Annotated in this window: 17 protein-coding genes; 7 read left to right on the forward strand and 10 right to left on the reverse strand. The window is 55.5% G+C overall.

Annotation, left to right across the window (positions count from 1 at the left end; genetic code table 11):
• Window positions 1-271: hypothetical protein (locus Poly41_RS34130; RefSeq protein WP_197231362.1), on the forward strand; the 271-nt coding region annotated here is incomplete at its 5' end.
• Between the two features lie 418 nt (window positions 272-689).
• On the opposite strand, the gene Poly41_RS15235 is transcribed toward Poly41_RS34130, so the two are convergent.
• Complete coding sequence (locus Poly41_RS15235; RefSeq protein WP_146527331.1) at window positions 690-2,219, reverse strand: sialate O-acetylesterase; 1,530 nt, start codon at window positions 2,217-2,219, stop codon at window positions 690-692.
• Window positions 2,220-2,506: 287 nt separating this feature from the next.
• On the opposite strand from Poly41_RS15235, the gene Poly41_RS15240 reads away from it, so the two are divergent.
• On the forward strand, window positions 2,507-3,523 hold the full coding sequence (locus Poly41_RS15240) for a helix-turn-helix transcriptional regulator (RefSeq protein WP_146527333.1): 1,017 nt from the start codon (window positions 2,507-2,509) through the stop codon (window positions 3,521-3,523).
• Window positions 3,524-3,549: 26 nt separating this feature from the next.
• On the opposite strand, the gene Poly41_RS15245 is transcribed toward Poly41_RS15240, so the two are convergent.
• On the reverse strand, window positions 3,550-3,963 hold the full coding sequence (locus tag Poly41_RS15245; RefSeq protein WP_231615716.1) for a gamma-glutamylcyclotransferase family protein: 414 nt from the start codon (window positions 3,961-3,963) through the stop codon (window positions 3,550-3,552).
• Window positions 3,964-4,133: 170 nt separating this feature from the next.
• Between Poly41_RS15245 and rsmG the strand changes: the two genes are divergently transcribed.
• The 3 genes from rsmG to cysN all read left to right on the forward strand — a co-directional run bounded on the left by rsmG (window position 4,134) and on the right by cysN (window position 7,840).
• Window positions 4,134-4,799, forward strand: coding sequence for a 16S rRNA (guanine(527)-N(7))-methyltransferase RsmG (gene rsmG, locus Poly41_RS15250; RefSeq protein ID WP_146527901.1), 666 nt, complete (start codon window positions 4,134-4,136; stop codon window positions 4,797-4,799).
• An 84-nt stretch (window positions 4,800-4,883) separates the two neighbouring features.
• On the forward strand, window positions 4,884-5,795 hold the full coding sequence (gene cysD / locus Poly41_RS15255; RefSeq protein WP_146527335.1) for a sulfate adenylyltransferase subunit CysD: 912 nt from the start codon (window positions 4,884-4,886) through the stop codon (window positions 5,793-5,795).
• Between the two features lie 101 nt (window positions 5,796-5,896).
• Window positions 5,897-7,840 carry a sulfate adenylyltransferase subunit CysN gene (gene cysN, locus Poly41_RS15260; protein ID WP_146527337.1) on the forward strand — a complete coding sequence of 648 codons (1,944 nt, stop codon included), beginning with the start codon at window positions 5,897-5,899 and terminating at the stop codon, window positions 7,838-7,840.
• Window positions 7,841-7,865: 25 nt separating this feature from the next.
• On the opposite strand, the gene Poly41_RS15265 is transcribed toward cysN, so the two are convergent.
• Window positions 7,866-9,440 (reverse strand): hypothetical protein, encoded by a 1,575-nt coding sequence (locus Poly41_RS15265; protein WP_146527339.1) that lies wholly within the window; start codon window positions 9,438-9,440, stop codon window positions 7,866-7,868.
• A gap of 1,418 nt (window positions 9,441-10,858) precedes the next feature.
• Between Poly41_RS15265 and Poly41_RS15270 the strand changes: the two genes are divergently transcribed.
• The gene (locus Poly41_RS15270) at window positions 10,859-12,634 is read left to right on the forward strand and encodes an esterase/lipase family protein (protein ID WP_146527341.1); all 1,776 of its coding nucleotides are present in this window, start codon (window positions 10,859-10,861) and stop codon (window positions 12,632-12,634) included.
• 19 nt (window positions 12,635-12,653) lie between these two features.
• On the opposite strand, the gene xseA is transcribed toward Poly41_RS15270, so the two are convergent.
• The 5 genes from xseA to Poly41_RS15295 all read right to left on the reverse strand — a co-directional run bounded on the left by xseA (window position 12,654) and on the right by Poly41_RS15295 (window position 18,458).
• Window positions 12,654-13,850: an exodeoxyribonuclease VII large subunit gene (xseA, locus tag Poly41_RS15275; RefSeq protein ID WP_231615679.1), complete on the reverse strand. Its 1,197-nt coding sequence runs from the start codon at window positions 13,848-13,850 to the stop codon at window positions 12,654-12,656.
• Window positions 13,847-14,692 carry a diaminopimelate epimerase gene (dapF, locus tag Poly41_RS15280; RefSeq protein WP_146527345.1) on the reverse strand — a complete coding sequence of 282 codons (846 nt, stop codon included), beginning with the start codon at window positions 14,690-14,692 and terminating at the stop codon, window positions 13,847-13,849. The genes xseA and dapF overlap by 4 nt, the downstream gene beginning before the upstream one ends.
• Window positions 14,693-14,702: 10 nt before the next feature.
• Complete coding sequence (locus Poly41_RS15285; RefSeq protein WP_146527347.1) at window positions 14,703-16,625, reverse strand: sodium/solute symporter; 1,923 nt, start codon at window positions 16,623-16,625, stop codon at window positions 14,703-14,705.
• On the reverse strand, window positions 16,622-16,906 hold the full coding sequence (locus Poly41_RS15290; protein ID WP_146527349.1) for a DUF485 domain-containing protein: 285 nt from the start codon (window positions 16,904-16,906) through the stop codon (window positions 16,622-16,624). Before Poly41_RS15290 ends, Poly41_RS15285 begins: the two co-directional genes overlap by 4 nt.
• A gap of 370 nt (window positions 16,907-17,276) precedes the next feature.
• Complete coding sequence (locus Poly41_RS15295; protein ID WP_146527351.1) at window positions 17,277-18,458, reverse strand: S26 family signal peptidase; 1,182 nt, start codon at window positions 18,456-18,458, stop codon at window positions 17,277-17,279.
• A gap of 252 nt (window positions 18,459-18,710) precedes the next feature.
• Between Poly41_RS15295 and Poly41_RS15300 the strand changes: the two genes are divergently transcribed.
• Window positions 18,711-19,790 carry a beta-ketoacyl-ACP synthase III gene (locus Poly41_RS15300; protein ID WP_231615680.1) on the forward strand — a complete coding sequence of 360 codons (1,080 nt, stop codon included), beginning with the start codon at window positions 18,711-18,713 and terminating at the stop codon, window positions 19,788-19,790.
• 31 nt (window positions 19,791-19,821) lie between these two features.
• On the opposite strand, the gene nadA is transcribed toward Poly41_RS15300, so the two are convergent.
• Together nadA and Poly41_RS15310 are read right to left on the reverse strand one after the other, a co-directional pair.
• Window positions 19,822-20,982: a quinolinate synthase NadA gene (gene nadA / locus Poly41_RS15305; protein ID WP_231615681.1), complete on the reverse strand. Its 1,161-nt coding sequence runs from the start codon at window positions 20,980-20,982 to the stop codon at window positions 19,822-19,824.
• 230 nt (window positions 20,983-21,212) lie between these two features.
• Complete coding sequence (locus Poly41_RS15310; protein ID WP_197231363.1) at window positions 21,213-23,465, reverse strand: alpha-amylase family protein; 2,253 nt, start codon at window positions 23,463-23,465, stop codon at window positions 21,213-21,215.
• Between the last annotated feature and the right edge of the window lie 150 nt (window positions 23,466-23,615).

The raw sequence follows: 23,615 nt of genomic DNA on the forward strand, positions 1-23,615 counted from the left end.
CGTTGGCTCGAAGGATCTTCCCCCGAGCGTCCGCGTCAACGTGGTGCTGTGCGAAGAGGTCAATGTACCCGAAGGGGAGGATCCGATTTGCTGGATGCTGGTGACCACCTTACCGATCGATACCGACGAGGACCTTGTGGATCGGAATGCAACGCTGCCACGACCTGTCCAACGCATGGAACACATTCGGACCAGGAGCCAAAAGAATATCACCGGATTAGGATGTGGGGTACAACGAGCGCTGCGCGGGCAGGGGTGGTTGGATACCTGAACACTGTGTTCGTCACAACTTAAATACCGGACGACCTCCGCAAGTGGGAGGGGCAGTTTGCCTCTTCACTTGGGAGAGGTCGAGCGCAGCGAGGGAGAGCGGTGGTGTACCTCGCCCTTTGGGAGAGGTCGAGCGCAGCGAGGGAGAGGGTTTCTTGGCTCCCAATTGACTTGCTCCCTACGCCCCCTTTCGAATCGGTGATACTTTCCATCGGTCTCCAAACCCCCACCGATTCTCTGGGCAAGACAGAATAGAACGGAGAAGAGCCATCCAAGGTGCGGGATCCTCCACCGGCTTTCTTTTTGCCCTGTCATGTATCCTCAGGGACTTCTGACGAAGTCCACGACGCCCCACTCGCAGTTTTCAACTTGACGGTCCATTCGCCCCGGGTGGCGCGAGCGCATCCGCGGTTCGACTGCTACTTGACAACACCCTGTGTGATGCCTTGCCAATCGTCGGTGCGGAACGGCGTCATCGGTAACCCTTCGACACTTTGCATGTTGCAAACGGGGTTATCGCTCCACGCGTATCGGACGGCGACGGGGTTCTCGAGCCCTTCGGCGGAGACGCGGACTTGGTTCTTGCCAACGATCTCAGCCTCGGCTTTTACAAATTGCTCGTCTTCCCCTGCAATCGTAAACCCAATCGGTACGTTCACATCAAATGTGTCGAGTCCACCGCCAACGTGGTCGAACCTCAGCACGATGGCGTCGCCGTCCTTTTCCATCGCTCGGTAACGAGGGCTTTGGTAGACGATGTCATAGCCATAATCTTTGGCCAACGCCCAACGAGCCAATCGTTTCGCGACATCCTGTTTGTTTCGTGGATGGATGTCGGACGCTTCCCCAAGATTCAAGATCACCGCTTCGCCTGTGTTGGGCAATCGGTCCATGGTCATCGTCTGGGCTTCACGCAACTCGGCCCAATCGCTATTGCCCGGCGAATCCACCTCGTTTCGATAATCCGCAAGTTGAACCCAGTAAAACGGGAAGTCGCCTTGGCCCCATTCATCGCGCCAGCTTTGGATCATCAACGAGAACAAATCGCGGTATTGGTATGCGCGACCCGCATTCGATTCCCCTTGGTACCAAATCGCTCCGCGCATCGTGTAACCGATGGTCGGCTTGAGCACACCGTTGTAGAGGTTCGCCGGACGATGTTGACCCACCAAAACATTCCGAGGTGCTTGGGGTCGCGAGCCTTTCTTTTCCTTCGTCCACTTGGCAAGTCTTTCCTGGTAATTCGCCATCGCAGCTTCGTGGTCGTAGGTCTTCGCCGTCTCATCCCATTTGGCTAACAATTCGTCGAACCCGCCCGCATTCTCTAGCACATCGCGAGAGACCCAAGCTTCGGCTGCGGATCCTCCCCAGGCGTCGTCGATCAACCCGATCGGAATATCGAGCGTTTGGTGCAATTGGCGACCAAAGAAATAGCCAACGGCCGAGAACGACTTGACCGACTCGGAGGTGCACGGCTCCCATTGTCCATCAAAGTCATCCTGAGGCTCTTGCGTGCCGACTTGAGGGACCGAAATCAGTCGAAGGTTGGGGTAGTTGGCTGCCAAGGATTCGAGGTCAGGATCGTTGGCACGGGAAACGTCGAATCCCATGTTAGATTGTCCCGAGCACAACCAGACTTCGCCAACCAAGACATCGCGGAACGTCTTTGAATCGTCGGCGGTGATCGTCAATTCGTGGGGGCCGCCGGCCGGAAGCGGATCAAGCTCAAGATCAAAACGACCGGAATCCGTTGCGGTCGTCTCTGCGGTATGCCCCGCAATTTCCGCAGTCACCTTCTGTGCGGGTGTGGTCCAGCCCCAAACATGGATCGGCTTGTCACGTTGCAGCACCATCGAATCGCCAAAGATTGACGAGGTTCGCAGTTCGGCCGATGCAAAGGATGGCAACGCCAACAGGAGCGGGATCAGGAGTAGAAGTCGAGTGATCATCAATTTGTCTCTTCGGTAGGAGGAAAGCAGGAGGGAAACAGGTCGGTCGAGCGGCTTTCGTCATACGGTTGCAGGTCCTTGAGCCAAAACCGCAAGCTTCGAACCGACTACTTTAACCGATTCCACGCCGCAATCGGTGCGTACGGTTCTTTTTTTTGCACGTTCGACGCCTCGTTTCCGTTGTGGTTTGTCACCAGCATCGGCCTCCCTTCCTCTGCCCTTCCCAGGCTCCCTTATCGCGGCAACAATCCAAGCAGGTTCATTTCCGACACGGATGGGGACGCCGAATGGCACGCAACGAGCAACTGATTCGACAGCACAAGATCCTGCAATTGCTGGAATACAATCGGTTCGGCCGCACGATCGATGAGTTGCGGGCCGAGTTGGTCAACGACCTCGGTTTAACGAGACTTCACGGACGAACGGTACGCCGAGATCTCGAAGCGTTGCAAGCCGCTGGGTTTGCGATCCAGACGGACAACGTCGAACGAGGCAAGGTTTACAAGCTGGGTCGCACCAGCAAGGGAGTTCATGAGATTGGCATCTCGGCGACCGAACTGATCTCGTTGTCGATTGGCCGTGAATTGCTTTACCCGTTGATGGGAACGCAGTATTGGCGCGGGATCGAAACGTTTTGGAATAAGGTCAAGGACGTGATTCCCGATGGCGTCTTTGAGCACTACGATCGTTACCGCAAAACACTTTACGTTTTTGGCTCACCGAGCAAATCGTACGAGCACCACGAAGGGATGCTGAAGACGATCAACCGCGCGATTCTCGATCACCGTATCTTGGAGATCACGTATGCACCGATTGGTAAGCCCCCATCCACTCGAAGGATCGAACCCTATGGGTTGGCCGTCTATCAAAGCAGCATCTATGTCGTCGCAGCTGCTCCTGAGGTCACGGAACCGTCGCAGCGGTTGCGGAATTGGAAACTCGATCGCTTCCGCCACGTCGTCGCGCTCGATGAGTACTTCAAGCCGGACCCCGAGATCGATCTGTCGGATCGACTCGGCCGGAGCATCGGTATTTTCTCAGGAGAATCGCCAACGCTCGTCAAAATTCGATTGGGGCAGCGTGCGGCAGCTTGGGTTGGCGAAGACCCTTGGCATCCCGAGCAACAGATTGAAGCCGGGGACGATGGGTATTCCATCCTGACCGTGCCCACATCGCATCCACGCGAAGTGTTGCCAAAGGTCCTTTCGCTGGGCACCGAGGCGGAAGTGATCGAGCCCGCCGAGTTCCGCGATGCCGTTGCAGAGGCGGTCCAGCAGATGGCTGCCAAGTATTTTTCGGCGTAAGCTCACCGCGGAAGCGGCCAACGAGTTCACCGCGGAAGCGGCCAACGGACAAAGGCGGATGGGGAGTCCGGGACAATTGGGGCAAAACCATCCTCCACTGGATCGGTCGCGTAATGATAGGCGAACGCCGTTCCCAGTGATTGATCGGCGTGGCTGAACACCTCGATAAGTACACGGTGGTACAGATCACCTTCGCACGGCGGGTCGCTGGCAGCTTCGATCTCATCCAGCGCACGTAAGACCGCCTTCATGTCGTCCGCTGCAAAGGTCCAGCACTCACCGAGCACCCGATCGGGGCCACTCCTCATCGCGGGGTAGTCTTCCCGGTCAAAAAGTGATCCGAACACCCAACCGGCGTCGACCGATGCGGGCACGCGTGGCCACAGAGATTGGCGACATTGGCCACGCATCAGCGTACCGTAAACAAAGACCGACAACACTCTATCCACCCTCACCCTTTTCGTCATGCGACAAGCCGATTCAGCGGGATTTCGAGCCAGCGACACATCTGGTTCACAATCCACCTTCGGTGCATCATGATATTGGGCACGGGGCGCCACTTCAATCGACTGGCGAACCGACCCAAACCTACAAACGAAACCGGATGGCCATGTCCTTGGATCCTGAATTTGCCGCTGCCCTTGCGAAGCACTCGATGGAGATCGATGAATCGATTGCCATCCGGTTGCAGCAGTTTGTCCAAGTCATGTGGCGCTGGAACGAACAATTGAACCTAACTCGGCACACGACCTGGGACCTGTTTGTTGGCCGTGACTTGCGTGATTGCTTGCAACTCGCACCGCTGCTCGAAGCGGGCGAGGAGGTCCTTGATTTGGGGAGTGGAAACGGGATCCCTGGGATTCCGTTATCGATTTTGCGTGCCGATATTGAGGTTTCCCTCGCCGAATCGGTTGCCAAACGCGCCGGAGCGCTGGGTGAAATCGTTGGCGAATTGGGACTGCCCGTTCCGGTCTACGGAGCCCGCGGGGAAGATTTGCTCGAGGATTTTCGCTTTTCGACGATTGTCAGCCGAGCGGTCGGCAGCATTTCAAAGTTCTGTCGATGGGTCGAGCCTCATTGGAGCAGCGTCGATCGTTTGCTGCTGATTAAGGGGCCAAAATGGGTCGAAGAACGCGCCGAAGCGAGGCATATCGGATCGTTAGCTAACCTGCAACTTCGTCGAGTCGCTACCTATCCGTTGGGAGATGACGAGTCGAGTGAAGGTGTCATCTTGCAGATCTGGCCGGCTGGACCTCGTGGAGCACGATTCGCCTAGCCATCGCCCGGACTACGTCTATACTCTTGGTTCTTCGACGAATGGTCGATTTCTTTTCCCTCAACTGCATGATTCATTGCTGCGATGTCGGACTACAACCTCACCCATCTGAAACAGCTCGAAGCCGAGAGCATCCACATCATTCGTGAAGTGGTCGCGGAATTCGACAAACCGGTCATGCTCTATTCGATCGGTAAAGACTCGGCGGTGTTACTGCAATTAGCACTCAAGGCGTTTCATCCCGCCAAAATTCCCTTTCCACTGCTGCATGTCGATACGACGTGGAAGTTTCATGAGATGATCGAGTTTCGTGAAAACTACGTCCGCAAGGAGCTGGGGTTGGAACTGTTGGTCCACACCAACGAAGAAGGCTTAAAGCACGACATCAAGCCGTGGGAAGATAGTGAACGGCATACCGAATTGATGAAGACCGACGCGCTCAAAGCGGCTCTGGATAAGTACGGTTTCGATGCGGCATTCGGCGGCGCGCGACGTGACGAAGAAAAGAGTCGGGCGAAAGAACGCGTTTTCAGCTTTCGTGATAAGTCGCATCGCTGGGACCCCAAGAACCAACGTCCTGAGCTGTGGAATTTATACAACGGCCGTGTCAACAAAGGGGAATCGATCCGCGTGTTCCCAATGAGCAATTGGACCGAATTGGATGTATGGCAATACATTCACTTGGAAAAGATCCCCATCGTTCCGCTCTATTTGTCGGCGCCCCGCCAGGTCGTCAACCGAGGCGGCATCTGGCTGATGCGGAACGATGACCGGATGCCGCTGCTTCCGGGTGAAAAGGAAGAGACCAAGATGGTTCGTTTCCGGACCCTCGGTTGCTATCCCTTGTCGGGAGCGGTCGAGAGCGAAGCGACCACGTTGCCAGAAGTGATCCAAGAAATGTTGTTGGCGACCACCAGCGAACGCCAGGGCCGAATCATCGACCAGGATGAAGGCGGCGCCGGAATGGAAGAAAAGAAACGCCGCGGATACTTTTAGGAAGGGTGACGTTAGCAGAGCGAAGTAGGAAATGGGATCGTGACTTCGCCCTTTCGCCCTCAGCTTGCATCCTTCACCCTTCACCCATCAACCCTTCTGATATGTCTCACAAATCTGAACTCATCGCAACCGATATCGAAGCTTACCTGAAACAGCATGAACACAAGCAATTGCTTCGGTTCATTACCTGTGGCAGCGTCGATGATGGCAAAAGCACGCTCATCGGCCGATTGTTGTACGACAGTAAGATGATCTACGAAGATCAATTGTCGCAGCTTGAAGCCGATTCGAAAAAAGTGGGTACCACCGGTGGCAACTTCGATCCCGCCTTGTTGACCGATGGGTTGAAGGCCGAACGCGAACAAGGGATCACGATCGACGTCGCGTACCGCTACTTTAGCACCGCGAAACGCAAATTCATCATTGCCGACACGCCCGGTCACGAACAATACACGCGTAACATGGCGACCGGGGGCAGTACCGCGGACTTGGCGGTGATTCTGATCGACGCGCGTCATGGCGTGTTGACTCAGACGCGACGTCATAGTTTTATCGTTTCGCTGCTTGGAATTCGTCATGTTGTCGTCGCCATCAACAAGATGGACTTGGCCGATTACAGCGAGGATCGATACAACGAGATTTGTGATGATTACCGGTCTTTCGCGACACGTCTCGACCTGCCGGATTTGCACTTCATCCCCATTAGCGCATTGAACGGCGATAACTTGGTCGACCGCAGCGAGCAGATGCCTTGGTATAGCGGCAGCACGTTGATGAACTTCCTCGAAACCGTTTACATCGGCAGCGATCGGAACTTCCAAGACTTCCGCATGCCCGTTCAATTCGTCAATCGCCCGAACCTGAATTTCCGCGGTTTTTGCGGCACCATCGCTTCGGGGATCATTCGACCCGGCGAAGAAATCATGGTGCTGCCCAGTCGCCAGAAATCCAAGATCAAAGAGATCGTGACTTACGAAGGCAATCTCGATGAAGCGTTCACACCGCTATCGGTGACCTTGACCTTGGAGGACGAAATCGACGCCAGTCGTGGCGACATGATCGTCAGGCCGGGGAACCTGCCGAAGAGTCGAGATCATATCGATGCCATGCTGGTTTGGATGGATGGCACGCAAATGGTTCCTGGCAAGACCTATTTGTTCAAACACACCACGCAAACGTTGCCCGGCACGATCGATACTTTGAAATATCGTGTGGATGTCAACACGCTTCACCGCGAACCGGCGCCCCAATTGGAATTGAACGAAATTGGACGAGTCAGCATTTCGCTCAGTGCTCCGATGCATTTCGATGCTTATCGACGCAACCGCAACACCGGAGCGTTCATCGTGATCGACCGAATCACGAATGCAACCGTTGCCGCGGGAATGATTCTGGACAAATCAGGCGATGAAAATGCGCGATCCGTGTGGGACGATGAGTTGGCAGGAAACGCGGCGGGCGACGACACCGAAGTCTCGGCCGTCACCGCAGAGGAACGCGCTGCTCGCTTCGGCCAACAACCGACCACCGTTCTGCTGACAGGTTTAACCGGGAGTGGCAAAACGGCGATCGCACACGCCGTCGAGCGAAAACTGTTTGATTCCGGTCGGGCGGTCGCAATGATCGATGGCGAGGTTGTCCGTCGTGGCTTGAGTCTCGATCTAGGGTTTTCCGTTGCCGACCGAAGTGAGAACTTGCGCCGGAGTGCCCATTTGGCTCACACGCTAAACCAAGCCGGAATGATTTGCATCGCATCGTTCGTCGCACCATCTGAACAAGTGCGAAACCGAGCGGCGAAACTGATTGGGGAGCAACACTTCTTGGTCGTCCATGTCGCCACCCCCGTCGACGTTTGCCGGCAACGAGACACGAAGGGCCAATACGCGAAAGCCGATCGGGGTGAATTGTTGAATTTCCCGGGCGTGACGGCTGCTTATGAACCGCCCGTGAACCCTGATTTGGTGATCGACTCCGGCTCTCAATCGGTGGATCAGTGTGCCGAAGCGGTAATGGATTTGTTGAAGTCAAAACAAGTCATCCGCTAGCGGCTTGCGTTACCGCGGCGTTTGCTCAGGCGACCCAATCGCGTTTTCGAGTGAAATCGGGATCGTCCAAAATGCCCGTCAGCAAATTCGCGTTTTCGACCACTTGATAGTCGAACATTCCGACACAAATGAAATCGGCACCGTTTTCAAAGGCGTATCGGAATCCCTGCTTCGGATGGACGGCCCCTGCGGCCAACGTCTTGAACGCGATCCAAGGTTTGTCCAGCGTTTCCATGTAAGCAATCGTCTGTTCCGGTGTGCGCTCCCAATAATTATCCACCGAGTAGTTGTCGATAATCATCTTGTCCTTTTCCTGCTCGGGTTTCCACGACCAGTAATCACGACTGTGTAGCGTCTTCATGTAAAAGTCAGCGCCGACTTGATGCTGCTCGGCACCTTGAACCGTCGACAACTCATGGCCCGCCAATCCGGCCGGGACCCCTTTGCTCTTGATGTAGTCAAGCACCTCGCCGATCAACTCGAATTTCCCCGCTCGCGCCCATTCATCTCCCACATTGCCCATGATCATCGCCGCACTGGCACCGTTGTCGATGGCAAAGTCAATGTTCGTGCGGTAGTCATCTTCCTTTGGATAAGTTGGCGCAACCCACTTCATCTTGCCGCCGCTCTTCCAATACTTGTTCAGCATCGCCACCGGCTCGGGCCGTGCGCTGACGGCAGTGGCATTGATTCCCGATTGTTCGCACAGCCAAAATGTATCCATCACCTTCGTTTCGGTGAAGTAGTTTTTGAGGAACTGCGAGATGTAGATCAAATCACGGCTGTGCGCAAAACCGCTAATCAAATTTCCTCCACAAATCATTCGTCCAATTTCAACGTCGCCAAGCTTTCCTGTACCGAGTCGTCCCATCGGAATGGGTTTGGCAAGCTTTGACAAATCGACTGCATCTTTGACAACGATCGTCGGTGCACTCGTGCCGTCCACAGCACTTGCCAGGTCAGCCTCTTCGAAACTGCTCCAGCCGTGGCTCTTCGCAACGGCAAAAGCAAATCCGCCAAGGACAGGCAGCGAGACGAGGTTCTTCATCAAGGCGCGCCTTTGGATCAACGAATCCGCCGGTGTATGGTTCATCTCCGCTGGGACGTCCACTCGCTTGAACCAACTCCATGAGAATGCTGGCAACAGCTTGCCGAGCCCGTAATAACAGGAGGCCGGAATCGCTGCGATCACACACAAAACCACGATCTCAATCAGATTCTTGTTGACGATCAAATAGTGTCCCTCGCTTGCATATCCGACACTGGTTCCCATTAAAGGTGGATTGGCAAGATAGTACAGGCCAATCAACACCGCGCCGGCGATCGCGGCAGCCCGTGTGAAGACCCCGGTCATGATGCACAGGCCAATCAGCGTCAATGCCGCAATGTTGAGGTAGTCGGTTACTGTTAAAAGCAGCGGAGACTCGGCAAGACCGTGAAAGACGTTCGCCAGGGGACCTTGTGCGTTGGCTAGATAGCCCGCGGAGGTCCAATTGGAATCAAGTAGTTTTGCGACTCCTTCGTAGAGCAAGTGCCAGCCAACAAGAAGATTGAGCAGGGTCAGAAGGGGACGAATTCGGCGGAGCGTAGTAGGGTCCATCGCTAGGGGCGCTTTCGAGCGTGGAGGGAAACGGTGGGAGGGCTTACGAGTGTGCCCCTTTCAGCCTCGAGCAACAAGGTTAACAATTGTCGCAGGCACAAATGTACAACCAACCCTGCGACTGCGAGACGCAGTTGGCAAATCCGGTGAAAACCATCTCGGTTTCCCCGATTTCCCTGAGTACACCCAACAAGCCCCCCTCATTTTTTACGGTCGTGCAGTGTTTAAGTTGTTGACTGAAAAAGACTTACACGATTTACCTCTTCCTCGGGCAGAGGTCGAGCCTAAGCGAGGGAGAGGGAAATCGGGCTGCGATTACAGCAGGGAACTCCAGCACTGTTTCTATTCCGGCCCTCCCCCTCGCTGCGCGGCTCGTTGTATCGCGCATCTCGGGTGGTGTCTAATACATCTGCGGGGTAGGTGACGAGATTTAGCTTTGGACCTTCGACAAACCGCTGCGAATGATTGTTGCCTTGCGGTTCGCGCTGGTGCTGCGAACATGGGAAAGCCTGTTGCACGGAGGTGCGGTTCATGGGTGCGGTGGCTCTCGGACTCCTCGGTCAAAAAACCGGCTCATCCGACCGAAGCGCGCGGAACCCAGACTCAAGGTTTTTTGGAGGTATGGCTCCGGTGTCCAATGATCTCTTAGAAAAGAGTCCCCGACGGTCGGTCGTCCGCCGGGAACCGGTAGCACCCTTGGCGCACCGTCGACCGGGATATCCCTTGTCAAGTTGCAACTCTGCAGAGCTCGACTCCGTTTCTACCCGGCAACTGCACGATAACAAGTGAAAATAGCTCCTGCCAGCAATCATGGGACACCGGAGAGATGCCTCGAAAACCTCCTGCGCACGCTTCCGCCGGATGAGCCGAAAAACCTATGTGCGCAAGAGCCTCAGCAAGCTTACACCTTCGCAAAAATCGGACAAGCGACGTAGTCCTTGTGGATCGGAATGTAACGCTGCCACGACCTGTCCAACGCATGGAACACATTCGGACCAGGAGCCAAAAGAATATCACCGGATTAGGATGTGGGGTACAACGAACGCTGCGCGGGCAGGGGTGGTTGGATACCGAAACACTGTGTTCGTCACAACTTAAATACCGGACGACATCTTTTCGGGGGAGAAGCACTGGGGATGAGGGGGTGCATCGCACCGCACCTAAGTGGCTTCGATTCGTTCGATCAACGCTACGGGCTGAGGTGGATGACAACCCCGGTCCTTTGTCGCATGAAGACCCGAATCTGTTTTGAGGTAGGTTTAACGAACGTACGAGTTACAACGGTTCTGAGTCGCCATGAACAAAACCTGTATCGGTCACGGTGACCGTACCGATGAAACAATCCATGCGGGCGGAGGGTCTCGCTTGAGTCAATCGAACAGGGACGTCTTGCTTTTTTGCTAAGCAGATCCACCGCCGTGCTCGCCCAACGTCTCTATCGAACCCACGTCCTCGTGGTTGCGTTCGCCGTTTGGGTGTTGAGCAGTTCGGGCTGCTTGATGACTCGAGTCAAATGGATCGAACCCAACGACGATCTTCCGCATCGCTGTCGTTGCGGCAAACCGAGTGAACAAGTTGCAGCGGCAGAACAAGTTTATGAGATTGCGTCTGAGCAAGAGGAGCAGTGTCTCGACGCCTGTGTCGATTCCTATTTCGAGGTCGTGCTGTTGACGGCAGACGATGACTCTCAAGCGTGCCAGCAGTGTTGTGTTTCTGCCTTGCACAAGCGTGCACTCCGCAAGCTGGTTATCACGTGCCAAAAATTTGGCCGATTTGACTCGGGCGAAGGATTCACAATTCATCGGAACGGCCAAACGGAGGTGCTTCCGATTGCTTACCATGGATTCGCATGGCGACCGGATGATTTCCATCTGCTGACCCCCGTGGGCGACTATCAAACGAATGCCTTGCAAAATCACTATCGGCGTCCAGGGTTGGGCATCCCGTTGGTGGTTTCACGCTGCGGTACCGGGCAACGTCCCTTTTTACGAAAACAGTCCACCTTCTCAGCGACCATACGTTTGAAATACGAAGGCCCGCTTGAATGTGATCCAACCGAAGCCTTTCCCGATGTGCACTTTGAGATGTACGATCCGATGAGAGTCGATACGGTCTGGACGCCGCGGGGTCCCGTGAACATCGCCAGGGATCTTTCTGCGCCCATTGCTTTCGCGCTCCGAGACGAGAGGAGCACGATTATCGATGACTTCATTGCCCCTGATGATGCCGTGAACGAGGATCAGCTATACATGATCGAACCCTACCAGCCCGGAAAGGTCCCCGTGGTGCTGGTTCACGGGTTGTTGTCGAATCCGTTCACGTGGGTCGACCTGATCAACGAGCTGATCTCTCAGCCGGGGTTTATGGATCATTTTCAGCTCTGGCTGTTTGAGTATCCTACCGGTCGGGCCTTCCTAAGAGACGCTGCAAGTCTGCGCCAGCAACTCAGGCTCGCGCAACAAACGTTGGATCCCCACCAACAAGATCCGCAGCTGAGGAATATGGTGATGATCGGCCATAGCTTGGGAGGCCTTGTCACGCAGCTTCAAATCACGTCCAGCGGCGATCAACTCTGGCAATCCGCTGCCAATCGGCCACTCGAGGAACTGTTGCTGTCGGAAGAGGAGCGGCAAAATCTAGCGGAATTGTTCTACTTCGAGCCGTCATCCTGCGTGTCTCGCGTCGTCTTTATCGGGACGCCCCACCGAGGCGCTGCTGCCGCCAATCGGTGTGTCGGTAGGCTTGCTTCCTCCTTCGTCTCGGTGTCTCAGCAACGCAAACAGGAATATGAAGCAATGATTCGAAATAACCCTGGAGTGTTTAGCGACGAAATCGAGCGCAGAATCCCAACCAGCATCGATCTGCTTGAACCTCGTAGCCCGTTGCTGCAAGCCATTGATGCATTGCCGGTCAACCCGAAGGTCCAGATCCATTCGTTGGTCGGGAACCATTGCCTGACGTTCAAGTTGGGACGATCGGATGGTGTCGTCCCCGTCGAAAGTGCTCGAGATCCTCGCGCCGTCAGCGAACGGATCGTCAATGCAACGCACTCGAAGCTGAAAAGCCATCCGGATTCGGTTGAGGAGATCCTAGCCATACTTCAGTTGCATCTCGAATCCTCGAGATGTATGCAAGTTGAACAGGCCATTTTGGAGGTTGCCGCAAATCCACTCTCACTGTCTACTGCCGAGTGACCCTGGAAACCCATGCAACCTACAAAACGGTCGAAGTGATCGTGCCCCGGTTCAGTTTGGTCTCGATTTGATCTCCGCGGCTTAGCTGTTGGGCGTCGGTCACGGCTTGCCCGTCCGGTCCCAGCGTGACGCTGTAGCCGCGCGCGAGCACGGCCAATGGCGAGAGAGCTGCTAAGGCGGCCGCCCACTCGGCAACGCCCCCCCGCGCCGTGCTAAGGTTTGCCATCACGGCTCGACGGCTTCGTGCGTCGTACTCGTCCAGCATCCTCCACCGCATTTGCACGATTTCCATCGGTTTTCTCAGAATCGGCCGTTGACGAAGCGAATCGACCGCGACTTGCCGCCGTGCAATGGATTGACGAGCCGAGTGGTCGAGTCGCTGTCGCAATCCCTTGATCGCGGAATCGTGCGATCGGCTATCGGGTAACACACGCGTGGCAGCATCCGTGGGCGTCAAGGCTCGCAGATCCGCCACGAGGTCACACAAGGTCACGTCAATTTCGTGGCCGACAGCGGAAATAGTCGGAATCGCGGATTCCGCAACTGCGCGCACCACCGGTTCTTCGTTGAAACACCAGAGATCCTCCAAGCTGCCACCGCCCCGAGAAACGACCAATACATCCAAGGCGGGCATGAGCCGCTGAGCCGCGGCAATGGCCTGGACCAACGATCGCGACGCCCCTTCGCCTTGGACCAACGAAGGGATCACAACGATTTCTGCCCCCCGGTACCGGTTGGACGCGGCCTTCAAGAAGTCCCGCACCGCCGCACCCGACGGACTGGTGACGATGCCAATACGTCGCGGCAGCGTTGGAATCGGCCGCTTGCGATCGGCTGAAAACAAACCCTCAAGCTGTAGTTTGGCTTGCAACTGCTGAAAGGCCAACTGCAAGGCCCCCACGCCTTGTGGTTCCATCTTGCGGACCACCAATTGATAGGTCCCGCGTGGGCCGTAAACCTCGACGTCGCCAAAGCACAGCACCGCCTGGCCGTCTTCGATTTCGTGCTTCATTCTCGCTGCGGTGCTTTTCCACATCACTCCGCGAATTTGAGCTCCGTCCCCTTTTAAGGTGAAGTACAAATGACCGCTACGTGGGCGCACCAAATCCGACAATTCACCCGAGATCCACAAGGATGGAAACGTTTGTTCCACCACCGCCTTGATGTGTCCGGTTAATTCCGCGACCGAGATGGCTTGGCGAGGATCCTGATTCATTCGTTCCATTGTCCCGAAAAAACCTCGACAGCTCCGCCGGTCATCCTCACATGACTCGTCGACTCGTCCCACGTCATCGTCAGGTCGCCACCGAGCAAATGATTTAAAATGGTTCGATCGGTTCTTCCCGTCAGCACACCCGCGACACACACGGCTGAGGCTCCGGTGCCACAGGCCCACGTTTCGCCGCTGCCTCGTTCCCAAGTGCGCTGCCGGACTTCACGCCGCGAAAGAACTTGCACGAACTCCACGTTCGTTCGATTGGGAAATCGAGGATCGACTTCGACAAGGGGGCCCAGTCCGAGCACCAACTCATCCGTTGCTTCGGGTACGAACAAGACGCAATGAGGATTCCCCATCGAGACACAAGACACCCGGTGGTGTTGCCCCGCGAATTCGACTTCATGGTCGACAACCTTTCCGTTGCTAACCAAGCGAGTCGGAATCGAGGCAGCCTCGAGAATCGGGACACCCATATCGACCGTCACCGACTCCGTTTTTTCATCCGCACCGATGGACAGTGACAAATCCAGAACACCCGCGCCCGTTTCGATTCGCATTTGTTCTTTGCATGCGATGCGATGGTCATAGACATACTTTGCGACACAGCGGATGCCATTACCGCACATCTCACTCTCGCTGCCATCAGCATTGAACATTTGCATCTTCGCATCCGCAACCGCGCTGGGCCGAATCAAAATCAGCCCATCGCCGCCGACACCGTAGTGGCGATGCGAGATGCGTTTCGCCAATTCAGGCAAATCAAGTTGGTCAACGTTCTCGGCAAAGCAATCAACATAGACATAGTCGTTGCCGGCGCCATGCATCTTTGTGAATCGCATGCTTCTCTTGCTAACTCAGGGGTTCAGATCTTCTCGTTACCAACGAAACAGCAATCAGTGTAGCAAATGCCAGCGGAATCGTAATGATCCCTGGCTGGCTGAACGGTACGATCGCGTCCGCCCCGTCCCATCCGTATACTTTTTGGTAGGTGTCAGCGGAGAGCAGAATCCACCCCAGCGAACTGACCATCCCGACAATCACGCTAGCGATGATCCCCTCCTTTGTCGTCTTTTTCCAAAACAACAGCATCACCAGTGCCGGCAAATTGGCACTCGCGGCAACGCTGAAAGCCCAGCCGACCAAGTAGCTGACGTTCATTTCCTTGAATGCGATTCCCAACACGATCGCAATGACACCGACCGCGACGGCTGCGATCTTGGCGACACGAACCTGCTTGTGTTCGGTCAACTCGATGCCCATCACGCCCATGATCAAATCGTGCGCCACAGCGCCGCTGCTGGCCAAAATCAAACCGCTGACGGTCCCCAATACTGTGGTAAACGCAATCGCCGAGATGATCGCAAACAACCACGGACTGATGCTACGGGCAAGCAACGGTGCGGCCATGTTCGAATCGGTCAAATCCAACGATCCGCTGGTCATCGCTCCAAGGCCAAGGTAGAGCGTCAACACATAGAAGAATCCAATACTGGCAATCCCCACGATCGTACTTTTTCGTGCAGCGGATGCATCCTTGACCGTATAGTAACGAATCAAAATATGGGGCAGCGAGGCGGTCCCACAAAACAGGGCAAGCATCAAAGACAAGAAGTTGATTCGGTCCACGGAACTGCCACTGCGGATTCCGGCAAATCGCGGGTGCTCTCCTGGACGCAGCACGCGATTGCCCGATGTGGGCTTCTGAAAAAACACTTTGGTCGTCGCACCGTCCGGATGACGCACGACGGTGCTTCCCCATAAGACAACCTCGCTATCACGGAGCACATTGAAGAACGATATCGGCCCCACCGGATCCGACGGAACATAGTCACTTGGCAGCTTGGTCAAATGGCCGACGGGCAACAACTGCCGCTGGCCTTCCCCATCTCCAAACGGCAACCCATCCACGAACTTGGCTCCATCCTCCAACGTGGTCACCGACTGAGCCTGCTGCAGGATCCTTTCGTCAGGATTGCTACTCGAATCTTCGACTTTGAATATTTTGAACCCACCGTCGGGTTCCTCCAAACGAACGAATTCCGGATGATCCATCCATCCGTTGGTCGCCAACAATCGTTTTCGGCCCGAGATTTGATTGGCGACGAGCGAACCCTTGTCGATCGGCCCGATCGTCTCGAGCATCCCATCACTCGTGCTGAAGCCACGATTCAAGACAATGACGACGAGGATCGCGGAAAAGATGACGAGCAAAGAGCCTTTTAGAAACTGAACCCATGTTGTGGACACCATGCCAGCCGAGACGACGATCGTGATGACGACGAAACCGACCAACACGACCCCGACCCAATGTGGAAATCCCAGCAGCGGCTGAATCAATGCACCCGCGCCGACCATCTGCGGGATCAAATAGAAAACACTCACCGCCAAGGTGCTGATGCCTGCAGCCAACTTGATGCCCCGCGAGTTGAACTGGACGTCCAATGCATCGGCGAAGGTGAATCGCCCGAGTCGCTTCATCGGCTCGGCAATCACGAACAACGCGACAATCCAACCCGCAAGGTAGCCGATCGAATACAGAAAACCGTCGTACCCGTAGGCGGCGATCATTCCGCAAATCCCAAGAAAGGATGCGGCCGACAAATAGTCACCGGCGAACGCAAGTCCGTTGACGGCCCAGGGGATTTGCCCATGAGCAGCGAAATAGCCCTGCGACGTCGTCGCCTTTCGACCAAGGAAAAAGCTGAGCCCAACGGTTAAAAAGACAAAGCCGAGAAAGACGATCACGGCAATCCATGAGGGTTCGTAAATCATTCGTCAGACACCTCCGATTGCGAGGCGGATACGGAGGATTCCGTTCGACAGAGGAAGCCGTAGAGTAGCGCCATGACAATCGCGGCAAGGATCAAGCCGAAACCGTAAACAATCGCAAGATTCAATCCCGCCAGCACAATCGTTTCCATGATCGACGGCTTGATTGCATTGAGCAGCACAAATCCGACGTACAGCAAAGAGTAGACGAAAAAGAGTATTAACCCGACTCGCAGATTGTAGGCCTGCACCTCGGGATCACGGGGTGGAGAAGGATTCGTCATGATTCAAGGTGGGCCGGTGATTGGGTTTTGTGAGACGGTGCCAAGCGAGACCGCCAGGTAGCAACGGATTGACGCTCGTTAAACGACAAGTGAAGGGTTTGCGTCTTGCGCAACGACCAAGCCCATCGCCACCAACAACCAAGCCACACGGCGATAATCCGCGGAATTGTGAACGAGCATCTTGATGCTCCTTTTGAAGGAAATGGCACCATGCGTTCGCGACACATGCTGCGTTGTTTTGCGGAGGAGAAGGACAAGAGGCAGACAAGAATACAGCGGGGCGGCACTCCGCCCAGGGACCATTCACGTTATCAGGTTAGGGATTGTGGATGGAGCGAACAAGTATCCCAAGACTTGGATTTGGCGCAGTTCACGGCAATCGCGTCACTTTCCCCACGATCTGATCCGCTGAAATCGCTCCAAATTGACGGCTGTCGATGGAAACGGGCACGTTGTCGCCGACCACGAAGTACTGATTCGCTCCCAAACGCATTGGATAGGGGATCCGGTCATCTCGCCGATTGAGCCGATATTCGACAAACCGCATGACCGACAAATCGGAGAACGTGGCGGTCGAATTGCTCGTCGAAATCCCAATCGGTGTCTCGGGTGTAAGAACCAGTTGACTGGGTTCGGTGGCGTCATAGCAACGAATCGTCGTAGAACGGTTTCGTGGCACCGCGACCGATACCTCTTGCGTGCCCCTAGGAGTCCAGAACGCAACGCGGACCGATACCGTGTTTTCACCCGCTGTGTCCTCCGTTTCCGGGAAGCAGAGTCTTAGGGCCAATCGATCAATCGGGGCCATTTGGCGAGTCACATGAAGGTTGATTGGATAGTCGTCGAACACCGCGGACGATTGCGATTGGTCGTAAACGGCGCGGTGATGATAGACCAGCCAGGAATCATCGTTGGCTGAATCGGTGTGCCAATTTTGACTGCGCCGTATCCATGAGGTCGTGTCGTGATGCGGTTTCCATCGTGATTCGGTACGCAGCGGATCGTGATCCACAGGAATCATCGTCTGGGTTTCGGTTCCCAAGTCAGCCATGACGTCCTCCAACCGTCGGCCATTCACCCTCAATCTCAGGCGGTCAACCGTGACGGTGTCGTCCGGCGTTGCTAGAATCCGCTTCACGCGAAGTCGCCCATCGATCAGAAGGGCAACCAAGTCCCCGACGGTGACCCCATCCGTCGCCGGCCGCGTCCATCCCACGGGCTCAACATGGACCAAATTGGCAGGGACGAGGATCGCACGGGGCTGAGCCGAACCCGCAAGCAACTGGGCCACGTCAAGTGCGTCGCCGCAGTGCCAGCAGGCAGAGCTTGTAGTTGGCAATGAGACGGGGACCGGTGCGACAGCACCACAATGCGGACAGGGGATTCGTCGATGGCTGCACACCAAAGCGGGGTACATCGACACTCCCGTGATTTGGTAAACCGAATCCGGTGCCGATTTGGAACAGGGAGACGACATCAAAGGCCAGAGTCCCGCGACCATCGCGGCTGCCACTGCGGAGGCTAATATCGCTGCGGTGGTACGTTGTTTCATTGGCATGTTTGGAAAACGGACCGCGAGTCAACCGTCAATCCAAGCTCGCGATTGCCGATTTGGGACGTCTAACGCAAATGGGGGTCAGCGGCTATAATCACACCGCATTGGGTGAAACGCTATCGCGACAAAATCGCGGATTTTGTATTTTATTGGACGGAGCGAACCGCTCCTGTTCGATCCACCCCTTTGTTTCACAACGAATCTAACGAAACGCCCGCCGCTGCGGGAGTCTTTCCTAGTTGAAATTGAATGCCTGACTCGAATCCGCTGCAAAGCCAATCGCCTCTTGTCACCTCGCCGGCCCCCCGGAAAAAGGCTGAACTCGCCACCCGTGGGCGAATGGGAAGCATCTCAGGGGTCCAAGTCACCGGCATCGGGACCTATGTTCCTGAGAATATTGTCACCAACGAGGATTTGGCGGCGTTGGGTTGCGACAGTGAGTGGATCGTTCGCCGTACGGGAATCCGCGAGCGACGGCATGCCGCCAAAGATCAAGTCACCAGTGACATGTGCTATTTCGCTGCAAAACGTTGCCTCGAATCTGCGGGGCGTTCGGCCGCGGATGTCGACCTCGTCATTGTTGCCACGATGACGCCCGACTATCCCTCGCCCTCAACCGCGTGTTACTTACAAAATCGACTTGGCGCAATCGCGCCGGCCATGGACATTAGTGCCGCATGTGCTGGGTTCATGTATGGCATGTTGACCGCGGGTCAATTCGTATCGTCGGGGAACAGCCAATGTGCGTTGGTCGTCGGCGCCGACTTGATGAGCCGCTCGGTTGACCCGACCGACGTCAAAACCTTCCCGCTTTTTGGTGACGGTGCTGGCGCGGTGATCCTGTCACCCACGCCACAGGGCGAATCTTCCGAAGTGATTTCGTATCAGCTGTGCAGCGAAGGTTCGGGGGCCGACATGCTGCGGATCGCCGCAGGCGGGACACGACGACCGCTGACGCCCGAAGCCTATCTGGCCGGTGAGCAGTATATGTCGATGGACGGTCGCGGCGTTTTCAAGTGGGCGGTGCGAGTGATCGACGAGAGTATCGAACAAGTGCTGGCTGATGCGGGGGTTGCGGCGGAAGAGATCAAGTTGGTGGTCATGCACCAAGCGAACGAACGGATCATCGATTCGGCGGTTGCCGGATTGAAGCTGCCGTCGGAAAAGGTGTTGATGAATTTGGATCGTTACGGCAACACTTCGGCGGCAAGCATCCCCTTGGTGCTCGACGAAGCGATGCAGGCCGGCCGGATCGAACGCGGCGACCTGGTGCTGCTATGTGGTTTTGGCGCCGGATTGTCGTGGGGGACCGCGCTGGTGCGCTGGTAGGACTCAGCTGACAAGGCAATCGAGGGACTGCTTATTTCACCGCCAACATGCGTTCGAGTGCCACCAGGCTCCACTTCGCGGTTTCTTCTTCCACCCGAATTTCATTCACCACCGCTCCATCGCGGAGATTTTCCAACGTCCAGCAAAGATGGGGCAAATCGATCCGGTACATCGTGGCACACATGCACACGACCGGACTTAAAAAGTGGATCGCTTGCTCGGGAAACTCGGCCTTCAATCGGTTGACCAAATGCAGTTCGGTTCCAATCGCCCACTGGGTTCCGGCTGGGCTCTGCTTCACGGTCTCGATGATCTTCGCTGTACTGCCGGACACGTCCGCCAGATCGTTCACTTCCCGTGGACATTCCGGGTGAACGAGAATCTTGATCCCAGGATATTTGTTGCGGAATCCTTCGACATGCTCAGGTCGAAACATCTGATGCACACTGCAGTGACCTTTCCACAAGATCACTCGGCTCTTTTCGAGCGCGGCTTCGGTGTTGCCGCCAAGTTCCAATGCGTAGGGATCCCAAACTGGCATCTGTGACTCGTCGACACCCATCGCGAGGGCGGTATTGCGACCGAGATGCTGATCGGGGAAGAAGAAGACGCGGTCACCTCGCTCGAACGCCCACTCCAACACCGCCCTGGCATTGCTGCTGGTGCAGACGATTCCGCCGTGTCGGCCACAAAAAGCCTTCAAGCTGGCGGCACTGTTGATATAGGTTACAGGGATGATTCGCTCGGTATCGATCACTTCCGACATGTCGTCCCAAGCCGCTTCGACCTGCTTGATGGCAGCCATGTCAGCCATCGAGCAACCGGCAGCCATGTCGGGCAGCGTTACCGTGACACGGCGACCCGCCCGCTGAGCCAACTTCTCAGCTCGGTTGGCTAAAATGTCCGCGGTTTCCGCCATAAAATGAACGCCGCAAAAAACGATCGTCTCACACGCTTGGCTCGCCGCCGCCATCTCACTCAACTTGTAGCTATCACCACGCAGGTCGGTGTGCTCGATCACTTCGTCTTGTTGATAATGGTGACCAAGGATCAACAGGGAATCACCAAAGGAGGACCGCACCGCTTCGATTCGGGACTGCAATGCTTCAGCCTCGAGCGTTTTGTAAGGCGCAAGCGGATGGACCGCTTTCGAGTCAAGTTGTTTCTCAGTGACGTTAGAAGAGACGTTCAACGGATAGATTCCAGGAGTGGCTACGAACGGGTTTTGGGGGTCCGAATATCACGTAAAGCATGAAAGCTTCAAGGAACGCTGTGCCGCTCGTTTGCAAATCGTCGCAAGTAGATCGAGAATCGGCAGCAACGGAATTGCCGCAACGGAATTCACCGCACAGCGTCAATGGCCATTATAGCTGTCACCGGCCGGATTGATAAGGATCCGTTGTCCGTCTTCGGTTGAACGTCTTACGGCGTCGAGGGTTGAGAAGGGAAAGGGGTCAACTCAACAAACAGCACCTCGTAGGGACGGAGTGTTGGATTGCTCGAGACGCTCTTCCCGGTTAACAGGTCCTGACAACGAGTTCCCGCATTGCCGTTGCGCAGCGTCAATGTCAGTGTTGCCCGATGCTTGCCAACGTTAACGATCGACAGCACCGGATTGCCAGCGCGGTTTTCCACGCACTTCCAAGTGCAGCCCTTTCTTTCTCCATCGCTCTGTTCCTTCACGATTACTGCCGGTGCATGTCCTTTTAGTTTCAGAAAACGCAAGGCTGCGGTCTTCATTTCGTCGAGTGATTTCACTCGACGAATGTTTGGCAAATCCGCCAATTTTGGCAAATCACGACCGTACTCGTCCTTGCTCAGACTCACGTCGTCGAGGATCACGTGGCCGCCGCCGGCAACATAGTCTTGAATCGACGCAAAATCCTGGCGTGTCACGAAAGGCGTTTGATGAACCAGTAGCGTATCCCAATCCTCATGACTCTGGCGAGTGAGAATGTCTTGGGTGACAAATCCCAAGGGCACGCCTTCGAAGAACAAGGATTCATATAACTCGAAGACGTCGTCCATGTGCTTCGCTTTATTGGTCGCAGATGCCTCACTGTAAAAGATGCGGATCGGCCTTGCTTGCCGTTGCATCGCCATGATTTCCTCGGCGTGAGCGTTGAGGTCCATGAGGGTCGAGTGGACTTCGTTGACGACACGCGGTTGCTGATTGTTCGATCCGGCGTATCCCTTCACAAGCCCTTTTCGAATCGAACCGTCTTCTCTTCTGGCCCAGAACCAGTTCTGGCTAACCGTCAGCCCTTGGGTATGCGCCAACCAAAAGGTCGCACGCGCGTAAGCCGGATCCATGTGCAGATCGCGAGAGCGAACGGTGGAAAGAAAATGAGATTCGGTGTTGTACATGATTTTCCTGGGACTGACCGATTTTTGGAAATCGTGCCCCATCGACATCTCACGCCACTCAAACGCATAGTGATCTTGCCAATCCGCCTCTCCCCACATCGGACTGTAGGACGCACCCGCGTCGTTGCCGATGATTTCACTCATCCGTGTGAGCGATTCAAAATCGATACCGTGGTTCCTTGCATTGTCCGTCCAAAGGTTAGGAATGATCTTTAAGTGGACCTTCGCCGCCGGGTCGTGCTTACGGATTTCTCCCTTCAAAAAGGCATACCAATCTGTAACGCGATCGCGATTAAAGGAAACCCAGTCATACCACGGTGGGGTTCCCTGACGCTGTGCTGCAATCGGCATGGCGAGGGTGACCTCGGCAAAGTTTGCAAAGTGAGTCTCCCAAAGTCCATTCAGACGCTCGATGGTACGATGTTTCTCTTCGAGCCAACGTCGAAATTTATCCATCGTGTAATTGGAAACAGGCCCCGTGGCCCAGACACCTTCGGTGGTAAAGAAATGGGGTTCATTGCAAAGCATGTATCCCAGTTCGGTGTACTTTTTTCCCGCCATCTTGGGAATGGTCCCCGACAACAACAGACGATTCATTTCTCGAGCACCTGGGTGATCAATGTCATAGGCGGTGTAAGTGTCCTGACGCATCACAAACCCACTGCCATAGTCGCGGGCTGCCCATTGCGGAGCGTTCTTGTGGTTCAAGAAGATGAATCCGAGTCGTCCGCTCGGTTTTGTATCCAGTTCACGGGCAATCCTCGGTAGAATTTCTCCGCTTCGGTTGATGACGTAGGGATGCATCAAAAAGAACCCGTCTTGGGCACCATGGTACTCGTTCAATTCGTCCATCTCAGGCTTCCAAGTCCAGTCGGTTAGGAACACCGGACGGCCTTGAAACGTTAATTGATCACCATCATGAGAGACGTTCGCCCAATCCACATCCGGCGTAGGCCTGCGGACGACGTTGCCGGCAATCAGATCGTCGAGGAAGGTTGTCGCTTCCTCCAACATCGTGATAATGTCTCGACGTTCAAAGTCCGGCAAGGATTCCGCCATTTCCGCAGCGTTTTGCTTGTATCTTGCCGCTCTTTCAAAATGCTGGGAGTTGATCTCTTTGTTCGCTTCATCCCAATCCGCATAGCTGAGAAAGACCTCAGCCGTTCGCACGGTCATCTTCTCCTTTAACGTATCAAGACCGGCATGGTCTGCACGATGGATCAATGCCGAGAGGCTTTCAAGTTTCTTTCGAGCCGTCTGGGTCCGTGTTGCCTGCTCTCGGCTTCCGTCGACGTGAGGGGGCGTCAACGGAGCGCCCTCGGCAAGGAGCCAGCAGCAACAAAACGCAAACAAAGCGACGGCGCGACAGCCTAGGCGCCAGGCATCCGAAGGAAAGCACATCACGAAGGGGCCCAAGAAGCAGGGTCGGTGGCGTCAACGAGGCGTTCCGATTCCACC

The sequence above is a fragment of the Novipirellula artificiosorum genome (genome assembly GCF_007860135.1).
Lineage (GTDB): Bacteria > Planctomycetota > Planctomycetia > Pirellulales > Pirellulaceae > Novipirellula_A > Novipirellula_A artificiosorum.

Coding starts and splice junctions, on each gene's coding strand:
- Poly41_RS15290 (WP_146527349.1), bottom strand. CDS start 16,906: ATGACGAATCCTTCTCCACCCCGTGATCCCGAGGTGCAGGCCTACAAT.
- Poly41_RS15300 (WP_231615680.1), top strand. CDS start 18,711: ATGCCTGACTCGAATCCGCTGCAAAGCCAATCGCCTCTTGTCACCTCG.
- Poly41_RS15235 (WP_146527331.1), bottom strand. CDS start 2,219: ATGATCACTCGACTTCTACTCCTGATCCCGCTCCTGTTGGCGTTGCCA.
- xseA (WP_231615679.1), bottom strand. CDS start 13,850: ATGAATCAGGATCCTCGCCAAGCCATCTCGGTCGCGGAATTAACCGGA.
- dapF (WP_146527345.1), bottom strand. CDS start 14,692: ATGCGATTCACAAAGATGCATGGCGCCGGCAACGACTATGTCTATGTT.
- rsmG (WP_146527901.1), top strand. CDS start 4,134: ATGTCCTTGGATCCTGAATTTGCCGCTGCCCTTGCGAAGCACTCGATG.
- cysN (WP_146527337.1), top strand. CDS start 5,897: ATGTCTCACAAATCTGAACTCATCGCAACCGATATCGAAGCTTACCTG.
- Poly41_RS15265 (WP_146527339.1), bottom strand. CDS start 9,440: ATGGACCCTACTACGCTCCGCCGAATTCGTCCCCTTCTGACCCTGCTC.
- Poly41_RS15285 (WP_146527347.1), bottom strand. CDS start 16,625: ATGATTTACGAACCCTCATGGATTGCCGTGATCGTCTTTCTCGGCTTT.
- Poly41_RS15240 (WP_146527333.1), top strand. CDS start 2,507: ATGGCACGCAACGAGCAACTGATTCGACAGCACAAGATCCTGCAATTG.
- cysD (WP_146527335.1), top strand. CDS start 4,884: ATGTCGGACTACAACCTCACCCATCTGAAACAGCTCGAAGCCGAGAGC.
- Poly41_RS15295 (WP_146527351.1), bottom strand. CDS start 18,458: ATGAAACAACGTACCACCGCAGCGATATTAGCCTCCGCAGTGGCAGCC.